At 34.4% G+C, this 19,741-nt stretch carries 20 protein-coding genes; 14 read left to right on the top strand and 6 right to left on the bottom strand.

The features are described from left to right. Positions 1-96 precede the first annotated feature (96 nt). Positions 97-1,422 (top strand): DUF5723 family protein, encoded by a 1,326-nt coding sequence (locus Q5N74_RS04645; RefSeq protein WP_304387561.1) that lies wholly within the window; start codon positions 97-99, stop codon positions 1,420-1,422. A 274-nt stretch (positions 1,423-1,696) separates the two neighbouring features. Here the strand turns inward: Q5N74_RS04645 and Q5N74_RS04640 are convergent, their stop codons facing one another. Further along, positions 1,697-3,733, bottom strand: a complete 2,037-nt coding sequence (locus tag Q5N74_RS04640; RefSeq protein WP_304387560.1) for a dihydrofolate reductase — start codon at positions 3,731-3,733, stop codon at positions 1,697-1,699. Positions 3,734-3,913: 180 nt separating this feature from the next. Here Q5N74_RS04640 and Q5N74_RS04635 point away from each other — a divergent pair, with 180 nt between their 5' ends. From Q5N74_RS04635 to Q5N74_RS04625, 3 genes are all read left to right on the top strand, one after another. After that, a complete protein-coding gene (locus Q5N74_RS04635; RefSeq protein ID WP_304387559.1) occupies positions 3,914-4,948 on the top strand; it encodes a GyrI-like domain-containing protein in 1,035 nt (344 codons plus the stop codon). Next, positions 4,949-5,314: a fluoride efflux transporter CrcB gene (crcB, locus tag Q5N74_RS04630; protein ID WP_304387558.1), complete on the top strand. Its 366-nt coding sequence runs from the start codon at positions 4,949-4,951 to the stop codon at positions 5,312-5,314. 108 nt (positions 5,315-5,422) lie between these two features. After that, the gene (locus Q5N74_RS04625; protein ID WP_304387557.1) at positions 5,423-5,812 is read left to right on the top strand and encodes a VOC family protein; all 390 of its coding nucleotides are present in this window, start codon (positions 5,423-5,425) and stop codon (positions 5,810-5,812) included. 59 nt (positions 5,813-5,871) lie between these two features. Here Q5N74_RS04625 and Q5N74_RS04620 read toward each other — a convergent pair whose 3' ends face one another. Continuing rightward, the gene (locus Q5N74_RS04620; RefSeq protein WP_304387556.1) at positions 5,872-6,477 is read right to left on the bottom strand and encodes a DUF1684 domain-containing protein; all 606 of its coding nucleotides are present in this window, start codon (positions 6,475-6,477) and stop codon (positions 5,872-5,874) included. A 234-nt stretch (positions 6,478-6,711) separates the two neighbouring features. Here Q5N74_RS04620 and Q5N74_RS04615 point away from each other — a divergent pair, with 234 nt between their 5' ends. Then, a complete protein-coding gene (locus Q5N74_RS04615; protein WP_304387555.1) occupies positions 6,712-7,920 on the top strand; it encodes an MFS transporter in 1,209 nt (402 codons plus the stop codon). Continuing rightward, positions 7,920-8,297 (top strand): VOC family protein, encoded by a 378-nt coding sequence (locus Q5N74_RS04610; protein ID WP_304387554.1) that lies wholly within the window; start codon positions 7,920-7,922, stop codon positions 8,295-8,297. The genes Q5N74_RS04615 and Q5N74_RS04610 overlap by 1 nt, the downstream gene beginning before the upstream one ends. Before the next feature lie 11 nt (positions 8,298-8,308). Here Q5N74_RS04610 and Q5N74_RS04605 read toward each other — a convergent pair whose 3' ends face one another. Beyond that, the gene (locus Q5N74_RS04605; RefSeq protein WP_304387553.1) at positions 8,309-8,752 is read right to left on the bottom strand and encodes an Lrp/AsnC family transcriptional regulator; all 444 of its coding nucleotides are present in this window, start codon (positions 8,750-8,752) and stop codon (positions 8,309-8,311) included. Positions 8,753-8,876: 124 nt separating this feature from the next. Here Q5N74_RS04605 and Q5N74_RS04600 point away from each other — a divergent pair, with 124 nt between their 5' ends. Continuing rightward, the gene (locus Q5N74_RS04600) at positions 8,877-9,272 is read left to right on the top strand and encodes a hypothetical protein (RefSeq protein WP_304387552.1); all 396 of its coding nucleotides are present in this window, start codon (positions 8,877-8,879) and stop codon (positions 9,270-9,272) included. 450 nt (positions 9,273-9,722) lie between these two features. Here Q5N74_RS04600 and Q5N74_RS04595 read toward each other — a convergent pair whose 3' ends face one another. Further along, positions 9,723-13,160 (bottom strand): methylmalonyl-CoA mutase family protein, encoded by a 3,438-nt coding sequence (locus Q5N74_RS04595; protein WP_304387551.1) that lies wholly within the window; start codon positions 13,158-13,160, stop codon positions 9,723-9,725. Between the two features lie 148 nt (positions 13,161-13,308). Between Q5N74_RS04595 and purU the strand changes: the two genes are divergently transcribed. The 4 genes from purU (at position 13,309) to Q5N74_RS04575 (ending at position 15,429) form a co-directional block, all read left to right on the top strand. Then, positions 13,309-14,163 carry a formyltetrahydrofolate deformylase gene (gene purU, locus Q5N74_RS04590; protein ID WP_304387550.1) on the top strand — a complete coding sequence of 285 codons (855 nt, stop codon included), beginning with the start codon at positions 13,309-13,311 and terminating at the stop codon, positions 14,161-14,163. Between the two features lie 43 nt (positions 14,164-14,206). Next, positions 14,207-14,914 (top strand): DUF4197 domain-containing protein, encoded by a 708-nt coding sequence (locus Q5N74_RS04585; RefSeq protein ID WP_304387549.1) that lies wholly within the window; start codon positions 14,207-14,209, stop codon positions 14,912-14,914. A 99-nt stretch (positions 14,915-15,013) separates the two neighbouring features. After that, positions 15,014-15,205 carry a Lacal_2735 family protein gene (locus Q5N74_RS04580; RefSeq protein ID WP_304387548.1) on the top strand — a complete coding sequence of 64 codons (192 nt, stop codon included), beginning with the start codon at positions 15,014-15,016 and terminating at the stop codon, positions 15,203-15,205. An 83-nt stretch (positions 15,206-15,288) separates the two neighbouring features. Further along, on the top strand, positions 15,289-15,429 hold the full coding sequence (locus Q5N74_RS04575) for a hypothetical protein (protein ID WP_304387546.1): 141 nt from the start codon (positions 15,289-15,291) through the stop codon (positions 15,427-15,429). Positions 15,430-15,432: 3 nt separating this feature from the next. On the opposite strand, the gene pyrF is transcribed toward Q5N74_RS04575, so the two are convergent. Further along, complete coding sequence (pyrF, locus tag Q5N74_RS04570) at positions 15,433-16,248, bottom strand: orotidine-5'-phosphate decarboxylase (protein ID WP_304387545.1); 816 nt, start codon at positions 16,246-16,248, stop codon at positions 15,433-15,435. A gap of 99 nt (positions 16,249-16,347) precedes the next feature. Then, positions 16,348-17,424 (bottom strand): peptide chain release factor 1, encoded by a 1,077-nt coding sequence (gene prfA, locus Q5N74_RS04565; protein WP_304387544.1) that lies wholly within the window; start codon positions 17,422-17,424, stop codon positions 16,348-16,350. Between the two features lie 312 nt (positions 17,425-17,736). On the opposite strand from prfA, the gene Q5N74_RS04560 reads away from it, so the two are divergent. From Q5N74_RS04560 to Q5N74_RS04550, 3 genes are read left to right on the top strand one after another with little or no spacing between them, the layout of a single operon-like run. Continuing rightward, complete coding sequence (locus tag Q5N74_RS04560) at positions 17,737-17,997, top strand: hypothetical protein (protein WP_304387543.1); 261 nt, start codon at positions 17,737-17,739, stop codon at positions 17,995-17,997. A 27-nt stretch (positions 17,998-18,024) separates the two neighbouring features. Further along, on the top strand, positions 18,025-19,053 hold the full coding sequence (locus Q5N74_RS04555) for a hypothetical protein (RefSeq protein ID WP_304387542.1): 1,029 nt from the start codon (positions 18,025-18,027) through the stop codon (positions 19,051-19,053). Positions 19,054-19,065: 12 nt separating this feature from the next. Further along, complete coding sequence (locus Q5N74_RS04550; RefSeq protein ID WP_304387541.1) at positions 19,066-19,644, top strand: hypothetical protein; 579 nt, start codon at positions 19,066-19,068, stop codon at positions 19,642-19,644. Positions 19,645-19,741: the final 97 nt, after the last annotated feature.

Here is a 19,741-nt window from a genome sequence, read left to right as displayed (position 1 = left end):
ACTCCTCATGAATATGAAAAAATACCTATTACTAGGTATTTTTTCATACAAATCTTCATTGTATTTTTAAGGTGCTATTATAAAACCAACCAAAAAATGAAAACACTAAACATTACCCTCGCATGTCTAATTGTTATCACAACTTCAATTAGCTTAAACGCTCAAAGTTATATTGGACACAGTATCGACAATTATGCTGGTATCCACTCCTTAATTTCCAATCCCTCCAATGTGGTAGATTCAGGATTTAAAGCAGACATTAATTTAATCTCGGTTAGTGGCTTTGGCGGAAGCGATTATTTCGGAATAAACGTAAGCGACATTTTAAACTCTGAAGGAGGTTTTGATTTTGAATCGGACTCAAATAAATATCCTACCGATGAAAACAACTTTTTTGCTAATGCAGATATTATAGGCCCTTCATTTATGTTTAATCTAAGCCCAAAAAGCAGTATAGGCATAGTAAGTAGAGTACGAGCCTTTTTAAACATTAATAATATTAGCGGAGAACTTTATGAAAGTATATCAGACAATTTTGACATCAATGAAGATTTTGATTTCAACTCAAAAGACCTTACTGGAACCATACATGCCTGGGCTGAGATAGGCTTAGTGTATGGTCGAACTTTAGTTAATAAAAACACTAATTTCTTAAAAGCTGGAATTACGTTAAAATATCTTCAAGGTGCAGGAAGTGTATTTTTAAACAGCCCCAATTTCACAGGACAGTACACTGCAAGTAACAAAGAACTTACCACAACAGGTGAACTTACCTATGGTAACAGTCAAGACTTTGACAATAATGATATTACCTTCGAAAATTTAAGTGCCGGTTATGGAGCTGATATTGGTTTCACTTATGAGTATAGGCCAAATACAATTCAGGATTCACTTTCTAAAAACAAAAACAAATACAAGCTTAAAATCGGTGCTTCAATTACCGATATCGGCTCTATTAATTACAAAGAAAGTGTTGTAACTATTTATGATTTAAACAAAACAGTAGACGCCACTAATTACAATGAAGACACGCAACAATTCTTAGAAGATAATTACACCGGAGTAGAATCTACCCTGGCTCAAGACATTAAATTACCTACGGCGTTTCATTTACTAATAGACTACCGTTTAAGAAAAAGAATATACATCAGTTTATTAAGCAACTTATCACTAATAAAAAGTAACACTGAAAACGCAAACACTTCAATAAACTCGGTTACTTTAGCTCCACGCCTAGAAACCAAATTATTTAGTTTATATAGCCCAATTAGTATTAGACAATACGGTGAATTTGCTTGGGGCGGCGGCATTAGGTTAGGACCACTTACGGTAGGCTCTGGCTCTATTCTATCCAATTTAATATCAGACTCATCAAAAACAACCGATGTTTTTGTTGGACTAAAAATACCCATTTACCAATAGCTCACTATAAATAAATCACACCATATTAAAAGACGACCTTGCTTCTTGATAAAGCAATTTCCACTAGTTATAAATTATATTACTTTCTTTACGCAACCTTTTGTGAAATCGCGCATCTATTAGATAACTAACAAAACTAAAGACCATGAATATCATTCTAATTATTAGTGCGCTTATAGTGGTAAATCTTATTCTTTTAACTTTTAGTGTAAACAAAAAAACAGAACCTTGATTAAGATTCTGTTTTTTTGTTTATACTGTTTTAAGCTTTAAATTAATTGACTTCGGGTAAGAAATTGAATTTTTTACCATAGTCTAACATTTGTTCTACGAACGTTTTTGGTTCTTCCACACGAACTTCAATAATATCGCCAGCTTCATTTGTTTTTGCAACTAATATAGGGTTCACATAACCCGTATATGGAGCCGATTTAAATTGCTTATTACGCTCTAAAATTTCAGCATGAATTTTCTGGTCTACTTTTACACCGTAATTTTCAACTAAGGCTTCAGCCGCTTTATAATCCCCTTCAGATTTTATGCGCTGTGTTTCTGTCAATAATTCCCCAAATAGCTTACGCAGTTTCGCATAGTCATTTATATTAAAATAGGTTTTTCCGTTCCTGGTTATTTTTTCAATCACCTTATCTGTTTGTCCTTTTTCAAAAACCCAAGCCGAAATCCATTGTCTATTTCTCATGTGAGCTTCTTCAACATCATCACCCAAATTCAATCGAATTAATTGTGTTAAAAGTCCGTTTCTAATATAATCGTTATAAGCTGCTTTCCCTGTTTTCTCCCAGTTATCTGTAAGGCCTAATTCTTGAATTTTACTGTCGTATAAATAATAAAGCGCAACTAAATCCGCACGACCTTCTTCCAAAGTGGAAGCGTAATTTTTTAAAGTTTCTTTGGTTTCACCAACACCAGGGTTTAATTGTCCTGATGCATGCCCAACCACTTCATGCAATGCAGTATGCAACTTATCGGCCTGTTTACTGTAAGTTTCCTCAAGTTCTAATTCCTCTTCATCATTTACAAACTCCTTTAATCTACCTGAACTACCCGCATTATTAGAAGCTTCAACAATGTTTCCTAAAGAAACTGATTTACTACCAACAGCAGCACGAATCCAATTCGCATTTGGTAAATTCACACCTATTGGTGTACCTGGAGAAGCATCACCCGCTTCACCCGCAACATTGACTGTTTTATAAGAAACACCTACAACATTTTTCTTTTTGTGAGCTTCCATTAATGGTGAATTATCCTCAAACCATTGGGCACTTTTAGAAAGCACTTCCATTTTTTTAGACATATCAAAATCTTTGATCTGTACAATGGTTTCATAGGAACCTCTATAGCCTAATGGGTCGTTATAGACTTCAATAAAACTATTTATATAATCGATATTCCCCTCGGTTGCGGCTGTCCAAGCGACATTATAATCATCCCAAGTTTGTAAATCGCCTGTTTTGTAATAAGAAATTAATAAACCTAAAGCATGGGCTTGCGCCTCATTTTCAGCAACCCCTTTAGCCAATTCCAACCATTTAATAATTTCATCGATAGCAGAACCATATAAACCACCCGATTTATAAACACGTTCCTTTAACACACCATTTTCTTTTACCAACTGGGAGTTTAAACCAAATGATAAAGGTTTACTTGGGTCTGGCGATTTTTTTGCAGCATAAAAGGTTTCCACATCTTTATTGGTAACTCCTTCTCCGTAAAAATTAACGGCAGAAACTGCTACATTATCCACACCTTTCGCTTGGTTCACTTTTTTAACATCAACATCGTTAAAAATAACGTCAAACGCATCTCCTTCCAAAACGGTTTGCGTTTCGGCAAGTAATTCATTTAAATAGTCTGCTGAAAAATCTGGTTTAATTTTATCGTTTGAATAGTGATGATGAATACCATTACTAAACCAAACACGTTTTAGATATACTTCGAAAGCGCTCCAATTTTCGGTGGTTTTATCACCATTAAAATTAGTATAAACCTTTTCTAAAGCTGTTCTAATTTTAAGGTTGTGTTTGTAGTTTTGGTCCCAAGAAATATCGCGACCAGACAAACCTGCTTGGGTTAAATAATACACCAATTTTTGTTCTTTTAAGGTCAAGTTCTCCCAACCCGGAATTTGGTATCGCAACACCTTAATGTCTGCAAATTGATCAACATTGTTATCAAATGTTGTTTCGTTTACTTTTAAATCTTCGGTATTTTCTTTAGTTTTATCATTTCCGCAAGAAAACACAAGTGCTCCTAGGAACACAAAGCTAAATATTGATTTCAATTTCATTTATTTATATTTATTATTCTTATAAAAAATCAATAATTAATCCAACTTAATTATTGATTATGCGAATATAAGAGATTTTTATTATTGAATATTTATTTTTAACAGTGCAAATATAATAATTTATTAATGAGAGTTTTAAAATGTTTATCTTTGATTCTCATCATATTAAAAAAGAGTTAAATGAAAGCTTCTAAGTACATCGCCTTTTTATTGTTAATCGCCATTATAGGCACCTCTATATATATTTCGGTACAACCTAACTCATTTGAAGTGAGTAGATCACGAAATATAAAAGCACCAGCCGCTGTGATATATAGCAATGTGATCGATTATAAAAACTGGAAGGACTGGTCGTCTTGGGTAGAAGCAGACCCAGAAATGACTATTACTCTACCTGAACAAACCAAAGGTGTAGGTGCTTTTTACACTTGGGAAGATAAAGATGGCGTAGGCACTATGAAAACCTTAGAAGCTGTTGCCAACAAATACATAAAACAACAAATGCAGTTTGAAGACTTCCCGCCTTCTGAAATTATTTGGGATTTCAAAACCAACCCTAACGGGAGCACCGATGTTACTTGGACTATTTCTGGTAAAGATTTACCTTTTGGATTTAAAGCCTTCAGTATTTTTTCTGGTGGTATGGAAAAACAAATTGCACCACATTACGAGCGTAGTTTAGAAAAATTAGATAGTATTATTGTGGCCGAAATGAAAAAATACAGCATCACGGTAAATGGCACTACAAGACACAGTGGCGGTTATTATTTATACCAAACAACCTCTTGCAAAATCAGTGAGTTAGAAAAAAGAATACACGAAATACTTCCTAAAATGGGGAATTATGCTCTAAATAACAACATCACTTTAGCAGGTACTCCTTTTATAAATTATATAAAATGGGATGAAGACAACAACGCCGTTATATTTTCAGCATGCATCCCTACAACCGAACAGGTTATTACTGCGGAAGGAGACCATATGCTTACCGGTAAATTCGAGAGTTTTAGAGCCATTAAAACAACCTTAAAAGGAAATTACAGCCATTTGAAAGAAGCTTGGGAAACCACTATGGAATACATTCCAAAAAACGGATTTGAATTTGCGGAAAATGGCCCCATGCTAGAAACCTACGTCACAGACCCTATTATTACACCAAACCCAGCAAATTTAGTTACCGAAATTTATATCGCTATTAAAGATATTGAAGAATAAATGAAAAGTCTTTTACTTGTTTTTTTAGGTGGTGGTTTTGGTAGTGTGCTACGCTATATTATTGGAAAAAACTTAAATAACGCCGAAAACGGCATCCCTTACGGCACTTTTTTAGCCAACGTTTTAGGTAGTTTACTCATTGGTGTTATTTTGGGATTAGCTGCAAAAAACAACACCCTTTCTCAAAACCAAACCTTGCTCCTGGCCACAGGCTTTTGTGGTGGTTTTACAACCTTCTCAACCTTCGCTTATGAAAACCATGTGTTTTTAAAATCGGGCGACTTTTTAAGCTTTGCTGTTTACACCATAGCCAGTTTTGTTCTTGGTTTTTTAGCGGTGTTTCTAGGGATGTTTTTGGTGAAGTAGTCGGTTTATTTATAGATAGGAATGAGAACTGTATCTAACAATTCATAGTCTAAATTAAAATCAATCCTATTTTAGAGTTCTACAACATTTTAAAAATTCAGAAATAGAATGCTCAAAATAAACAAGCTACACCATATTGCAATAATTTGTAAAGACTATAATAAATCAAAGAAATTTTACACCAACGTATTAGGCTTTAAAATACAAAGAGAAATATCCCGCGAAGAAAGGCAATCATACAAGCTTGATTTAGCTTTAAATGAAAATTATTTAATAGAATTATTTTCATTCCCTAATCCACCAGAAAGGCAAACACAGCCTGAATCTACAGGCTTGAGACATATCGCTTTCGAAGTAGAAAACATTGAAGATTCTATTGATATTTTAACAAAAAAGAAGATTAAAACTGAACCCATAAGAATAGACCCGTTTACTAATAAAAAATTTACTTTTTTTGAGGATCCAGACAAACTGCCCATAGAAATCTATGAACTTTAGCAACCCAGTGAGGCTATATTTCTGGAAATAAAAAAACAACTACTCCATTTAAAAGAAACTCAATGCTCCCCGAAAGCCTTCACACCTGCTTCAATCCTGGTTTCTAAATAATTTTCTCTTGGCACAATAGGGCAAGAATACTTATCATTATACGCACAATATGGGTTATAGGACTTGTTAAAATCAATTTCCATGGTGTCGCCATCAGGAATTCTGGCATCTATATAACGACCGCCACCATAACTTTCCAATCCGTTAGTTTCATCTAAAAAAGGCAGAAACAAATAATCTTCAAACCCTTCTCGAAGCATTATATCTTTTCCTTGGTAGACATTTAATTGATAACTGATTCCTCTTAATTCAAACGTTAAAACCCCAAAAATACGTTCTTTTGAAACACGGTCTGTTGTTGTTTTCATATTAAAATAGGCTGTATTGGGAGTGCGCTCTAAAGTTGCTGTAACTACATAGCTTGCATCGAACTTAAAAAAATCCAAACCTTCAAAATGCTTTCTATCCTTATCTTTTAATGGTGATGTGGTAGCATCTTTATATTCCGCATTGAGTTCCCGTTGAAAATCGGTATCCCCTTGAATAGCCCTTTTTTCTTGGGCACAACTTACAACACAAACAATAAATACTAATAGAGTTACTAGAAACTTCATTCAAAATATAATTTAGAAACAAAAGTACAACTTACAATTATTTTCTATAAGTTTGTAATTCAGAAAATTAAAAATGCGCAATAACATCACTATTTATAAAAAGTCATATACCACTTCGATTCGAAGCAGTTGGGCTCTTTACGTGCAGTGATATGGTTATTATAAATATTACAAGATGTAAACAGTCCGACTTCATAGTCGGACTGTTTTGTTTTACACCAACCTGAAAAACTCATGAAAACATTATTCAACAGCTACATAAATACTTTTAGAGGCCTATCAGAAGAAATATGGTGGCTTGCCCTTATTACGCTTATTAATAGAGCGGGCACTATGGTGATTCCCTTTTTGTCTCTCTACCTAAAGGAAGATTTACATTTCACGGTAAGCCATGTGGGTTGGGTTATGAGTGCGTTTGGATTGGGCTCGGTAGCTGGCTCATGGATTGGCGGTAAACTAACCGACAAAATTGGCTATTACAAAGTGATGGTTCATAGCTTGTGGGCCACGGGCGTTTTATTTATAGGCTTGCAGTTTTTAAATACGTTCGCAACCATATGCTTAGGTATTTTCATTGTAATGCTTGTTGCCGACGCCTTTAGACCAGCCATGTTTGTCGCGCTAAACGCGTATAGTAAACCCGAAAACAAAATACGCTCCCTTACCTTAATACGTTTAGCTATAAATTTAGGATTTTCAGCAGGACCTGCCATTGGCGGCCTCATCATTACAGGACTTAGTTATGCTGGTTTATTTTGGGTAGATGGCATTACTTGTATTATCGCGACCTTATTAATGATAAAAGTATTGCACCCTAAAAAGGCAAAGATTTTAGATGTTTTTGAAATCAAACATCCTGTTTCGGCATATAGCGACAAGGCTTTTATGATATTTCTGGTAGCAATGGCTTTATTCGGCATTGTGTTTTTACAATACTTTTCGACCGTTACTATTTATTATAACGATGTACATGCACTAAGCGAACTTCAAATTGGAATTATTTTAGGCATGAACGGGTTTCTTATTTTTATATTTGAAATGCCTTTAATCAAATGGTTAGAAAACACCAAATACACCAAACTAGCCCTCATGTGTTTTGGAGCCATTTTAACAGGCTTAAGTCTATTGATATTAAACTTCACATCTTGGTCTGGAGTTTTAATCATTGGAATGCTTTTAATGACACTCGGTGAAATGATTACCTTTCCTTTTTCGAACGCCTTTGCGGTTGAGCGCGCCAAAAAAGGAAACCAAGGCGAATATATGGCATTGTATTCTATTGCTTTTTCAATTTCTCATATTATTGGGCATAATGCGGGTTTACAAACAGCTGCCGCTATGGGTTATAATGCGACTTGGTATATTGTATCTTTAATAGCCCTTATTTGCGCCTTCTTGCTATGGATGCTTAACCGAACTTTAAACTCGAAACGCTTACTATAATGAACTTAAACCAAATAACCATTCCGTCTCTAGATGTTGAGAAGGCCGTAGGCTTCTACAAAACATTGGGCTTGCACCTTATTGTAGATGCGCTTCCAAGATATGTTAGGTTTGAATGTCCTGACGGAGATAGCACAATATCCATTCATAAAGTAGATGAATTGCCTAGCGGAACAGGAGTATCTATTTATTTTGAAAATGAAAACATAGATGACACCGTTTTACAACTGAAACAAAAAGGGCTCATTTTTATAAGTGATCCAGAAGACAAACCTTGGCTTTGGCGCGAAGCACATTTAAAGGATTTAGATGGCAACAAAATTATTATCTATCATGCCGGAGTCCATAGAAAAAATCCACCTTGGCGTATATCATAAGGCACTAAAATCTATTTTACAGGTTTTACTTCTTTGTAACGAATAACGTGAGATAGCACTATTTGCGTTTTTGTTTCACCATAAACAATAAGTTGGTCTATAAAGGTTTCTAAGTGTTTTTGGTTTTTTAAGAGCACTTCCATAACAATGTTTTCATTACCAGTAATTCTATAGCAGTTCAAAACCTCATCATAAGTTTTTACTTTCTCTAAAAAAGGCTTTAATTTCCCAATAAAAGCATGCAAAGTTATGATGGCTTTTAATTGGTACCCCATATCTAAAGGAGACACCACGGTTTTATAACCTAAAATAATACCGGCATCTTCCATGCGCTTAATACGCTCTGACACAGCGGGTGAACTAATGCCCACGCGCCTACCAATTTCGGCGTTAGATTGTCGTGCATTTTCCTGCAAACACTTCAAAATCTTCCAGTTAAGTGTGTCCAAATTCATATTCAAAGGAAATTTGATAGAATAAATTAATAATTAAAGTAAATATACACTTTTACTTTAAAACCGAAAGTAGTTTATCAATTCTTGTGAGTAATTTTGATACAATTGCTAAGAAAAGAAGAATATGTTATCGAATACCCCATCAAACCTATCGGAATTACCGATTTATAAAAAAGCTATTGAGATATTTGCACTATCCCAAAGCATTTCTATGTATCTAAATCACGATTTATCAGCCCTAAAAAGCGATGGATCAGAAGATAAGCATATTTATTTCTCTGGCGACATTATACAACAGTCCATTTCATTAGCTCCAGAAATTGCGAATGCAGAGTTAGAACGTTATACAGATAGAAAGCACAAACACATTGCATCGCTACGTCGCTTAACCAATATGCTTTATAAAAACTCGTACCGTTTAGAACATTCTAACAGCGACGGAAAAGACTTCTTACCTATTTTACGTAGTGAATTAAAAAAGTTTAAACAATTGCAACGCACTTGGATGTTGACGTTATAATCAACTTTCACCCTATACATATCAAAACAAAAAAATCCCTGTATTTCTACAAGGATTCCAAAAAAAACAACTGAGAGTCTTGTTCTTTTTAATTTAAAAAACAGTATATTTTTAGTTCTAACTTTACAATATTCACAAATTAACGACACGTTTTTTTTGTGATATTTTCATTAGAAACGCGTTATAAGTATCTAATAATTAATTTCTACAAGGTAAATCTACATTAACCTTTAAAAACCAAAAAATTTCAATAAAAAAATTAGTTCAGAGGGCTTCTAAAAACTGTGAGTGGTTTCGATTTGCAAAAAATATCGATAAAACGACGCATTAATTTGTAGACTTTCAGCATCTTAAAAAAAGGGCATATACAAAAACAGCTCATATACTTTTACCGGGGTAAAAATACATGAACTGTTCATTCATTTAATCGAATTCAAAAACTTGTGCTGTTTACATATTACGGCGATATTGACCACCTACTTCAAACAAGGCATTTGTGATTTGCCCAAGTGAACACACTTTACAAACATCCATTAAAGCTTCAAAAATATTTTCATTATGTATGGCTTTCTGCTGAAGATCTTTTAACAAAGCATCGGTATCATGCGCCTTATGCAGGTTTTGCAAGGTTTTTATTTGAGACTGTTTTTCTTCTTCGGTAGCTCTAATTACTTCCGCAGGTAAAACTGTTGGCGACCCTTTACTACTTAAAAAGGTATTCACCCCAATTATAGGGAACGCACCGTTATGCTTTAAAGTTTCATAATACAAACTTTCTTCTTGTATTTTACTACGTTGATACATGGTTTCCATGGCACCTAAAACACCACCACGTTCCGTTATTCTATCAAATTCTAGAAGCACCGCTTCTTCTACTAAATCGGTTAATTCTTCAATAATAAAGGAACCTTGAATGGGGTTTTCATTTTTTGCTAAGCCTAATTCCTTATTTATAATAAGTTGAATCGCCATGGCTCTTCTAACCGATTCTTCGGTTGGCGTTGTAATGGCTTCATCGTAGGCATTAGTGTGTAAGGAATTGCAATTATCATAAATAGCATAAAGCGCTTGTAAAGTAGTACGAATGTCGTTAAAATCTATTTCTTGGGCATGCAAACTTCTACCTGAGGTTTGAATGTGGTATTTAAGCATTTGAGCACGCTCGTTCGCATGGTACTTAAGTTTCATTGCCTTGGCCCATATTTTTCGAGCAACACGACCAATAACAGCATATTCAGGATCGATTCCGTTTGAGAAAAAGAACGATAAGTTGGGTCCGAATTTATTAATATCCATCCCACGACTTAAATAATATTCCACATAGGTAAACCCATTCGATAGCGTTAGCGCTATTTGTGTTATTGGGTTCGCACCAGCCTCGGCAATGTGATATCCAGAAATAGACACCGAATAAAAATTACGCACATTATTCTCAATAAAATACTCTTGTACATCCCCCATTAAGCGCAGTGCAAATTCAGTCGAAAAAATACAGGTATTTTGCGCTTGGTCTTCTTTTAAAATATCAGCTTGTACAGTACCACGAACTTGGGCTATGGTTTTTGTTTTTATATCTTGATACACCGCTTTAGGCAATACTTGGTCTCCTGTAACTCCTAAAAGCATTAAACCTAAGCCATTATTCCCTAATGGCAATTCGCCATTATATTTAGGGCGCTCTTTACCTTTATATAACTTCGCGATTTTAGTTTCCACTTCTGCCTCTAGTCCCTTGCTACTAATATAAGCTTCACATTGCTGATCGATGGCAGCATTCATGAAATAGCCTAAAAGCATGGGAGCAGGCCCATTAATAGTCATACTCACCGAAGTCATCACGTTAAACAAATCAAAACCTGAATACAGTTTCTTTGCATCATCTAAACAACAAATACTCACTCCTGCATTACCAATTTTACCGTAAATATCAGGTCGTAAATCGGGGTCATTTCCATAAAGCGTCACACTATCAAAAGCAGTAGACAATCGTTTTGCTGGCAAACCGGCACTTACATAATGAAAACGCTTGTTGGTACGTTCCGGACTTCCTTCACCGGCAAACATACGCGCAGGATCTTCACCCGTTCTTTTAAAAGGGTATAAACCTGAAGTGTACGGGAACTCTCCCGGCACATTTTCTTGCAACACCCACTTTAAAATATCACCCCAAGCTTGGTATTTAGGCAAAGCCACTTTAGGGATTTGAATATGCGACAAGGATTCTGAATGCGTTTCAATATTTATATCTTTATCACGAACTTTAAAAGTGTACACAGGGTTTTTATATCTATTCACCTTATCATCCCACCCCGTAATAACTCCCCAATTATAGGGGTCGAGGTTGAGTTTTACACGGTCGAATTCTGATACTAAAAGTTTAATAAAATCTTTATTTTCTGCTGTTAAATACTGCTGAATCTCAGCATCATTAATACCGTACTTATCAAGAAAAGATTGCTTCGTCCCACTGGACACCACGTTTAAAACAGATTCTATCGTTTTATAAATACCATACAGTTTTTGAGACACCTCTACCTGGTCGATGGCTTTTGCATCGTAACCTCTATTATTCTCTGCGATTTCAGATAAATAACGGGTTCTTGCTGGCGGAATGACAAAAATCTTCTCGCTCATTTCATCTGAAATAGTAAAAGTCGATTTTAAATCTGCCGACGCTTTTTCAACCAACTTATCCATCACCGCTTTATAAAGCGTATTCATTCCTGGGTCGTTAAACTGAGATGCAATGGTTCCAAAAACAGGTAATTGGTCTTGTGGTATATCCCACAAACTATTATTACGCATGTATTGTTTTTTAACATCACGTAAGGCATCTAAAGATCCGCGTTTGTCAAATTTATTAATAGCGACTAAATCGGCAAAATCGAGCATATCAATTTTCTCCAATTGGGTTGCAGCACCAAATTCTGGCGTCATAACATATAAGGACACATTACTATGTTCTATAATTTCGGTATCAGACTGTCCAATCCCCGATGTTTCTAATATAATTAAATCGTATTCGGCAGCTTTCAACACTTCAATAGCCTCATGCACATATTTTGAAAGAGCTAAATTAGACTGTCGGGTTGCCAAACTACGCATATACACCCTCGAATTGTTTATGGCATTCATACGAATTCTATCACCCAAAAGAGCGCCACCTGTTTTTCTTTTTGAAGGATCAACCGAAATAATCCCAACTGTTTTCTCAGGAAAATCAATTAAAAAACGACGTACCAGCTCATCTACCAAACTCGATTTTCCGGCTCCACCAGTACCTGTAATTCCTAATACTGGTGTTTTAGACTTTTTATTTTTAGCATGTATTTTGTTTAAAACATCTTTCGCTATTTCAGGAAAATTTTCCGCAGAAGAAATAATACGTGCAATATCTTTATCGTTTTTATTCTGAAGTAAATCCACATCAGTATTTAAGACATCTCCAACAGCAAAATCAGATTTTTGAACCAAGTCATTAATCATACCTTGCAAGCCCATAGCACGTCCATCATCAGGCGAATAAATACGGGTAATCCCATAATCCATTAATTCCTTAATTTCAGATGGCAGAATAACACCGCCGCCACCGCCAAAAATTTTAATATGACCCGCACCTCTTTCCTTTAGCAAATCAAACATATAAGTAAAATACTCATTATGACCGCCTTGGTATGAGGTTAAACAAATAGCATTCACATCTTCTTGAATGGCCGTATTCACCACTTCCTCAACACTTCTATCATGCCCTAAATGAATCACTTCCACACCAGTAGCTTGAATAATTCGACGCATAATATTAATAGAAGCATCGTGCCCATCAAATAATGAGGCCGCCGTTACAATTCTAACTTTATACTTAGGTTTATAAGGTTTTGTTTCAGTCATTTTAATAAATATTGATATATCTGGCTCAAATTTACGAAATATTCAAAAAAACTAAGCATTTACAGACGATTATCTAAAATTATAATCACAGTTAATTGGTCTCTAATATTTAGGTTAATTTTGAAACTATAAAAGATTTAAATAAAGCATGCAAAAGATTACGATTTTAATTCATTGTAAAGACAAACCAAACATCATTGCTTCTGTAACAAATTTCATCGCAGAAAAACAAGGAAACATTGTATACATAGACCAACATGTTGACAGAGAGCAAAATATCTTTTTCATGCGCTTAGAAAGTGAGTTTATACACGACTCTTTTACAGCCGATGCTTTTAAAGACTCATTTAGAAATGCTTTGGCTGCCAAATTCGGTATGAAGTGGCGTATTTATTCTTCTGCAAGAAAACCAAAAATGGCACTTTTCATTTCTAAGTACGACCATTGTTTGTATGATTTATTAGGACGCTACAATTCAGGAGAGCTTAATTTGGAGATTCCTTTTATCATCAGTAATCATTTAGATTTAAAATCTATTGCTGATAATTTTAAGATTCCGTTTTACCACATTCCGGTAACGAAAGACACTAAGGAAGCTGCTGAACAGAAACAACTTGAATTATTAGAAGCACATAAAATTGACTTTATTGTTTTGGCGCGCTACATGCAAATTATTTCTAGCAACTTAATTGCTAAATACCCAAACAAAATAATCAACATACACCATTCATTTTTACCAGCCTTTGTAGGTGCTAAACCGTACCATTCCGCATTTAAACGCGGTGTTAAAATTATAGGCGCCACCAGTCATTATGTAACCGAAGAGTTAGATGCTGGCCCTATTATAGACCAAGGTGTGACACGTGTAACACATTCACATGCTATTGAAGATTTAATCGCTAAAGGACGTGACTTAGAAAAAATAGTGTTGGCCAATGCGGTTAAATTACACACAAATAGAAAAGTAATGGTTTACAATAATAAAACAGTTATTTTCTCATAAACCCCTATCTTTGGCATTCGTAAAACCCCAAAATTCAAAAATCATGATTCGTAAAATTTTAGTTTTATTTTTAGTATTAAACCTTACTGCTTGTGCAGAACTACAACAAGTTATAAACCAACTTCCACAAGGTGGCATTGGTATTGGAAATGATGAAATTGCATCGGGTTTAAGACAAGCTTTGGATTTTGGTATCGACAAACAAGTAGCAAAACTGACTCAAACAGATGGTTTTTATAAAAATGACTTAGTTAAAATTTTATTACCTGAAGAGTTACAAAAAGTAGACAAAGGTCTTAGAGATATTGGTTTAAGTAAATTGGCTGATGAAGGCTTAAAAGCACTGAATAGAGCTGCTGAAGACGCCGTAAAAGAAGCAACACCAATATTTATCGACGCTGTTAAAGGCATTACTTTTGCTGATGCTAAGAATATCTTAATTGGTAATGATGATGCAGCAACCCAATATTTAAACGGGAAAACTCAAACTGCGTTATATGATAAATTCAACCCTGTAATTAAAAATTCATTTAGTAAAGTAGGAGCCGATGAAATTTGGAGCAACCTTATTAACAAATACAATAGCATTCCTTTTACTGCCAACGTAAACCCAGACTTAACAGACTACGTTACAGGTGAAGCTCTAAAAGGTGTTTACACCATGATTGCTGTTGAAGAAAAAGAAATTCGCACCAATTTATCGTCTAGAACCACCGATTTATTAAGGAAAGTATTCGCGCTTCAAGATTAATAAAAGCTCTTTTTTTAGTGGCTGAAAAATAAATTAAATATTTATTTTCATTTCTGAATAAAAAATGTATATTTAATACCCTGTTATTCAGTCAACTATATGAGAGTCAACGATACCATAAAAAACCGTCAAGAAAAACTCGATGAGCAATACAAACAACTCATGGAGCAAGCCTATAATTTCCGCCAAACAGATTCTGAAGTTAGCGATCTCGCTGAATTTAGAGCCATGCGGCTTCTAAACAAATTAAATGCACTGCGTTATTTTTCAAGAAATCACGCACAAATTTAATTTAAGCTTTTTTTTATCAATTCTTTAACTATTAAGTTACATCCAGTAATTCAAAACTTCCGTACTTTAAACAAAAAGAAGTTATGAGTCCACATTTTTGTAAAGTTGGCAAAATTAAGCCCAATTTAAATAAGTTAATGAATTTAAAAGAAATTGAAAGAATCATTTCAAACTTTGTAGAAGACATCCACAAGGTTGACTATTCCCATACGGTAAACGGTTAATTGCTATTCAGATAAAATTGCTTGCATTTCTTGCTGAAGCTCTAAAGCTTTAGCTGCTGCAACCTGCGCAAAATCGGCGCTATTAGATGCGTAAATAATACCTCTAGAAGAGTTTATTAACAAACCAACTTGGGCATTCATTCCGTATTTGCAAACATCTTGCAAATTACCTCCTTGCGCCCCAACTCCAGGAACTAACAAAAAACTATCTGGTACAATGTTTCTAATATCCGCTAAATATTCTGCTTTAGTCGCACCAACAACGTACATTAAATTCTGAGAATTTTTCCAAGTTTTAGAAGTTTCTAACACTTGTTTATACAATTCTGTACCGTCTACTGTTTTCGTTTGAAAATCGAAAGCACCTTGATTTGAAGTTAATGCCAATAGAATGGTATGCTTATCTTCAAACGCCAAAAAAGGCTCTACAGAATCTTTCCCCATATAGGGAGCCACCGTAACCGAATCGAAAGCTAAATCTTCAAAAAAAGCTTTTGCGTACATGGTACTGGTATTCCCAATATCACCACGTTTTGCATCGGCAATAGTAAAAATTTCTGGATGGTTTTCGTTTATATATTTAATGGTTTTCTCTAAAGATTTCCACCCCTTTAAACCATAAGCTTCGTAAAACGCCGTATTTGGTTTATAGGCCACACATAAGTGATGCGTGGCGTCTATAATCGCTTTATTAAAAGCAAAAATAGGATCTTCTTCTTTTAAAAGATACTGTGGTATTTTATTTAAATCGACATCTAACCCAATACATAGAAAGGATTGTTTTTTTTTGATCTCAGTTACTAGTTGGTTTGTTGTCATTCCTCCTTAATCCTCCAAAGGAGGAAACTGTTTTGTGCTTATTCTTGTTTTATTCTACTCGTCCTAATATCTTTCCCTAAGGAAAAACCCATATGGAATCTAAATCACGTCGCTATTAGCCTTTAACTTTTCAGTATTTTCAGCTAATTGTAATTCATCTATAATTTTTTGAATATCTCCGTTTACAATATTTGATAGATCGTAAAGCGTTAAACCAATTCTATGGTCGGTTACACGCCCTTGCGGATAGTTATAGGTTCTAATTTTAGCACTTCTATCACCTGAAGTTACCATGGTACCACGTTTAGCGGCATCAGCTTCGTTTTTCTTAGCCAATTCCATTTCATAAAGTCGAGAACGTAATACTTTAAACGCTTTTTCTTTATTTTTATGTTGCGATTTCTGGTCTTGACATTGCGCCACTAAGCCCGTTGGAATATGCGTTAAACGTACTGCAGAATACGTTGTATTTACAGACTGACCACCAGGACCTGATGAACAGAAAAAATCAATTCTAACTTCTTTTGGGTTAATTTCCACATCAAATTCTTCAGCTTCCGGAAACACCATAACGGTTGCTGCACTGGTATGCACACGCCCTTGGGTTTCTGTTTGCGGTACACGTTGTACACGGTGTACACCGGCTTCAAATTTTAAAGTACCGTACACATCTTCACCAGTAACCTCAAATTGAATCTCTTTAAAGCCACCATTAGTACCTTCACTAAAATCTACCGTATCCACTTTCCAGCCTTTACTTTCACAATACTTGGAATACATTCTAAACAAATCGCCAGCAAAAATACTCGCTTCATCACCACCGGTTCCTCCACGTAATTCTACTACAGCATTTTTAGCATCTTCAGGATCTTTCGGAATTAAAAGGAATTTTACTTCATCTTCAATTTGTGGGATACGCTCTTTAGCTTCATCGTATTGCATTTTGGCCATTTCAACCATTTCTGCATCACCACCTTCTGAAATAATTCCTTCAGCTTCAGCAAAATTATTAGTTACCTCGATATATTCCTCACGTTTCTCCATGAGAATCTTAAGGTCTTTATATTCTTTGTTTAATGCAATGTATCGTTTTTGGTCGGTCATGATATCTGGCTGAATGATTAAATCACTCACCTCATCAAAACGTTGCTTTACTATTTGTAATTTGTCTAACATCTACCTTTTAAATTGTGCAGCAAAAATACGATAATTTATGAATTTTTAATAGTTGGAACACGAGTATTGAAAACTATCTCGCAAATACTAATAATTTAGGGATACTCTAAAATTATTTGGCTCATCTTAAAGCCATTTGAAAAACATAAAAAACTTTTAGTTGCCTCAATAAATTAATTGACTTTGTGCGAAAAAAATTATAAATTCGTTTAATTCTGGATGTAAGCAATTAAAACTATCTATATCCTGAAGTTATGGTTTATAAGACCAAAACAATAAACATTTTCACTAACTTTAAAACCTTAATGAATTATGAAAAAACTGAAACAACATTTAAAAAAAATAAATTTACTTGTAGCAATCGCAATAACAGTATTAAGTTGCCAACAGGGTGCATTATATGATGAACTACCTCAAAATGTGGTTGAGGCTAAAAACTGGTTCGAGCAAAACCCTAATCTACCAATAACTAAGAACAGCTTTTATAAAGGTAAAATAGATTGGAATAATTCTTTTTTAAAAAATGAAAAACTTTATGTTCCTTTTTCAAGTTCTAACTTGTCTTTAACGTAAAAGAATAAAAAGCAATCTAAGAATAAAATGACTTATCCATTTCTCATATTCGGGAAAAGTGGAAGTGAACCATATTCAGTAAACCTAAAGGTTTTCATTTCGAATTACTCAAACATAAAGGAAAGATCTGAAATATTGAAATTGACTTCCATTTCATTTGATCAAGAAAATCGATTAATCCCGAATTATTCAAACAATAAATCCGATTCTACAGCTAACAGATCAGCTGAAGCCCCCGAACCCGTTTGTGAATGGTACGGAGTGTATGAAATTGTCACCTATTCTGACGGAACTCAAGAGAGTACTTTAATTCATACTTTTCAAATTTGCAGTGATGATTGGGACTGGAATGATGGAGATGATGGTTATGGTGGTGGCACTGGGACAGGTGGCAATTCTAATGCAAACGCAACAATAGATGACAAGATTGACTCGGATAATTTAGACGCTTGCTCAAAAGCTATTTTAGAAGCTATTCAAAATGGCAATGCAATTGAAGATATCGTCAATCAATTTTTAGATGAAAATTCAGATTTTAATTGGACGCTTGAAACTAGTATTACAGCCGACGCTGCAAATACAGATTGGAATAATCAAACAGCAAATAATTATCTGACAAAAATCAATCCTAATTTTGTAAATTCTGCAACAACGACAGCTATTGCACGTACAATAGTGCACGAAGCCATTCATGCTTATATTTTAAGTTATGTGGATTCTAATGTAGATGATTTCATTAAAACATTTCCAGAACTTTGGAATGACTTGGTTGCAAAAAAATATGGAGACCCAAATAGTGCTGCAGGATGGAATCAATATCACCATGAAGAAATGGCCAGAAACTATGTCAACACAATTTCGAATGCTATCTCAATTTGGGATAATAATCAAAATACTAACCAATATTATAACGACTTGGCTTGGGGAGGTTTAATGAATACTCAAATATTTCAATCAATATCGGATTTGAGTGAGGCAGATAGAACAAGAATTGAAAACATTAATCTTGCTGAAGATACGGATTCAGCAACCGCACAAGGAAACCCCTGCAACTAAAAATTTAATATTATGAAAAATACACAAAATCATCTTTTAGTGAAATTATTTATACTATTGTTGTGTGTCTCTTGTAAAAGTCAAATAGGTATATTGAATAAGGATACTCAAGAAATTGTCAACGTTATTTTGAAAGAATATGATTCAGTATTGTTAATAAGAGAAACTTATTTTAATGAAAATGCCTTTAAACCTATAAATATTTTAAATCCTTACTATAGAGCCTATAATTCCAAAAAGAATACAGTTGCCTATCAAATTTTATATCAAAAAGTCGTGGATATCATATCTTTAAAAGAGCTAGATGAAATGAACGAAAAATATAAGTCATGGTCCATTGAAAATTGGCAGGAATCAAATATAAAAAACAATAAAGTAAAACTGATTTCATTAAAGGACATAGAACGATATAGAGATTCAATACCGTTAATTCGATTTTCCGAACCCTTATTTACTAAAGACAAGAAAAAAGCCATTATCCATGAAACTTACACAAAAAATAAAACAGGAGGAAATGGTATTCGAATTTTAATTAAAGAGAATGGAAACTGGGTTATTAAGGGAGGAATTCCTAACGGGACATCTGGTTAATAAAAATAAATACAAACCAGAACAAAGTACTGTGGTAAAAAACAAGTAAAAATGCATTAAATTTTCACTAAAGTACTTCTATATGTGTCATCATATA

It is taken from the genome of Mariniflexile sp. AS56, from assembly GCF_030552475.1.
Taxonomy (GTDB): Bacteria; Bacteroidota; Bacteroidia; order Flavobacteriales; family Flavobacteriaceae; genus Mariniflexile.
Note: the sequence above shows the minus strand (reverse complement) of the source record. Positions and strands in the feature narration are given on the sequence as shown.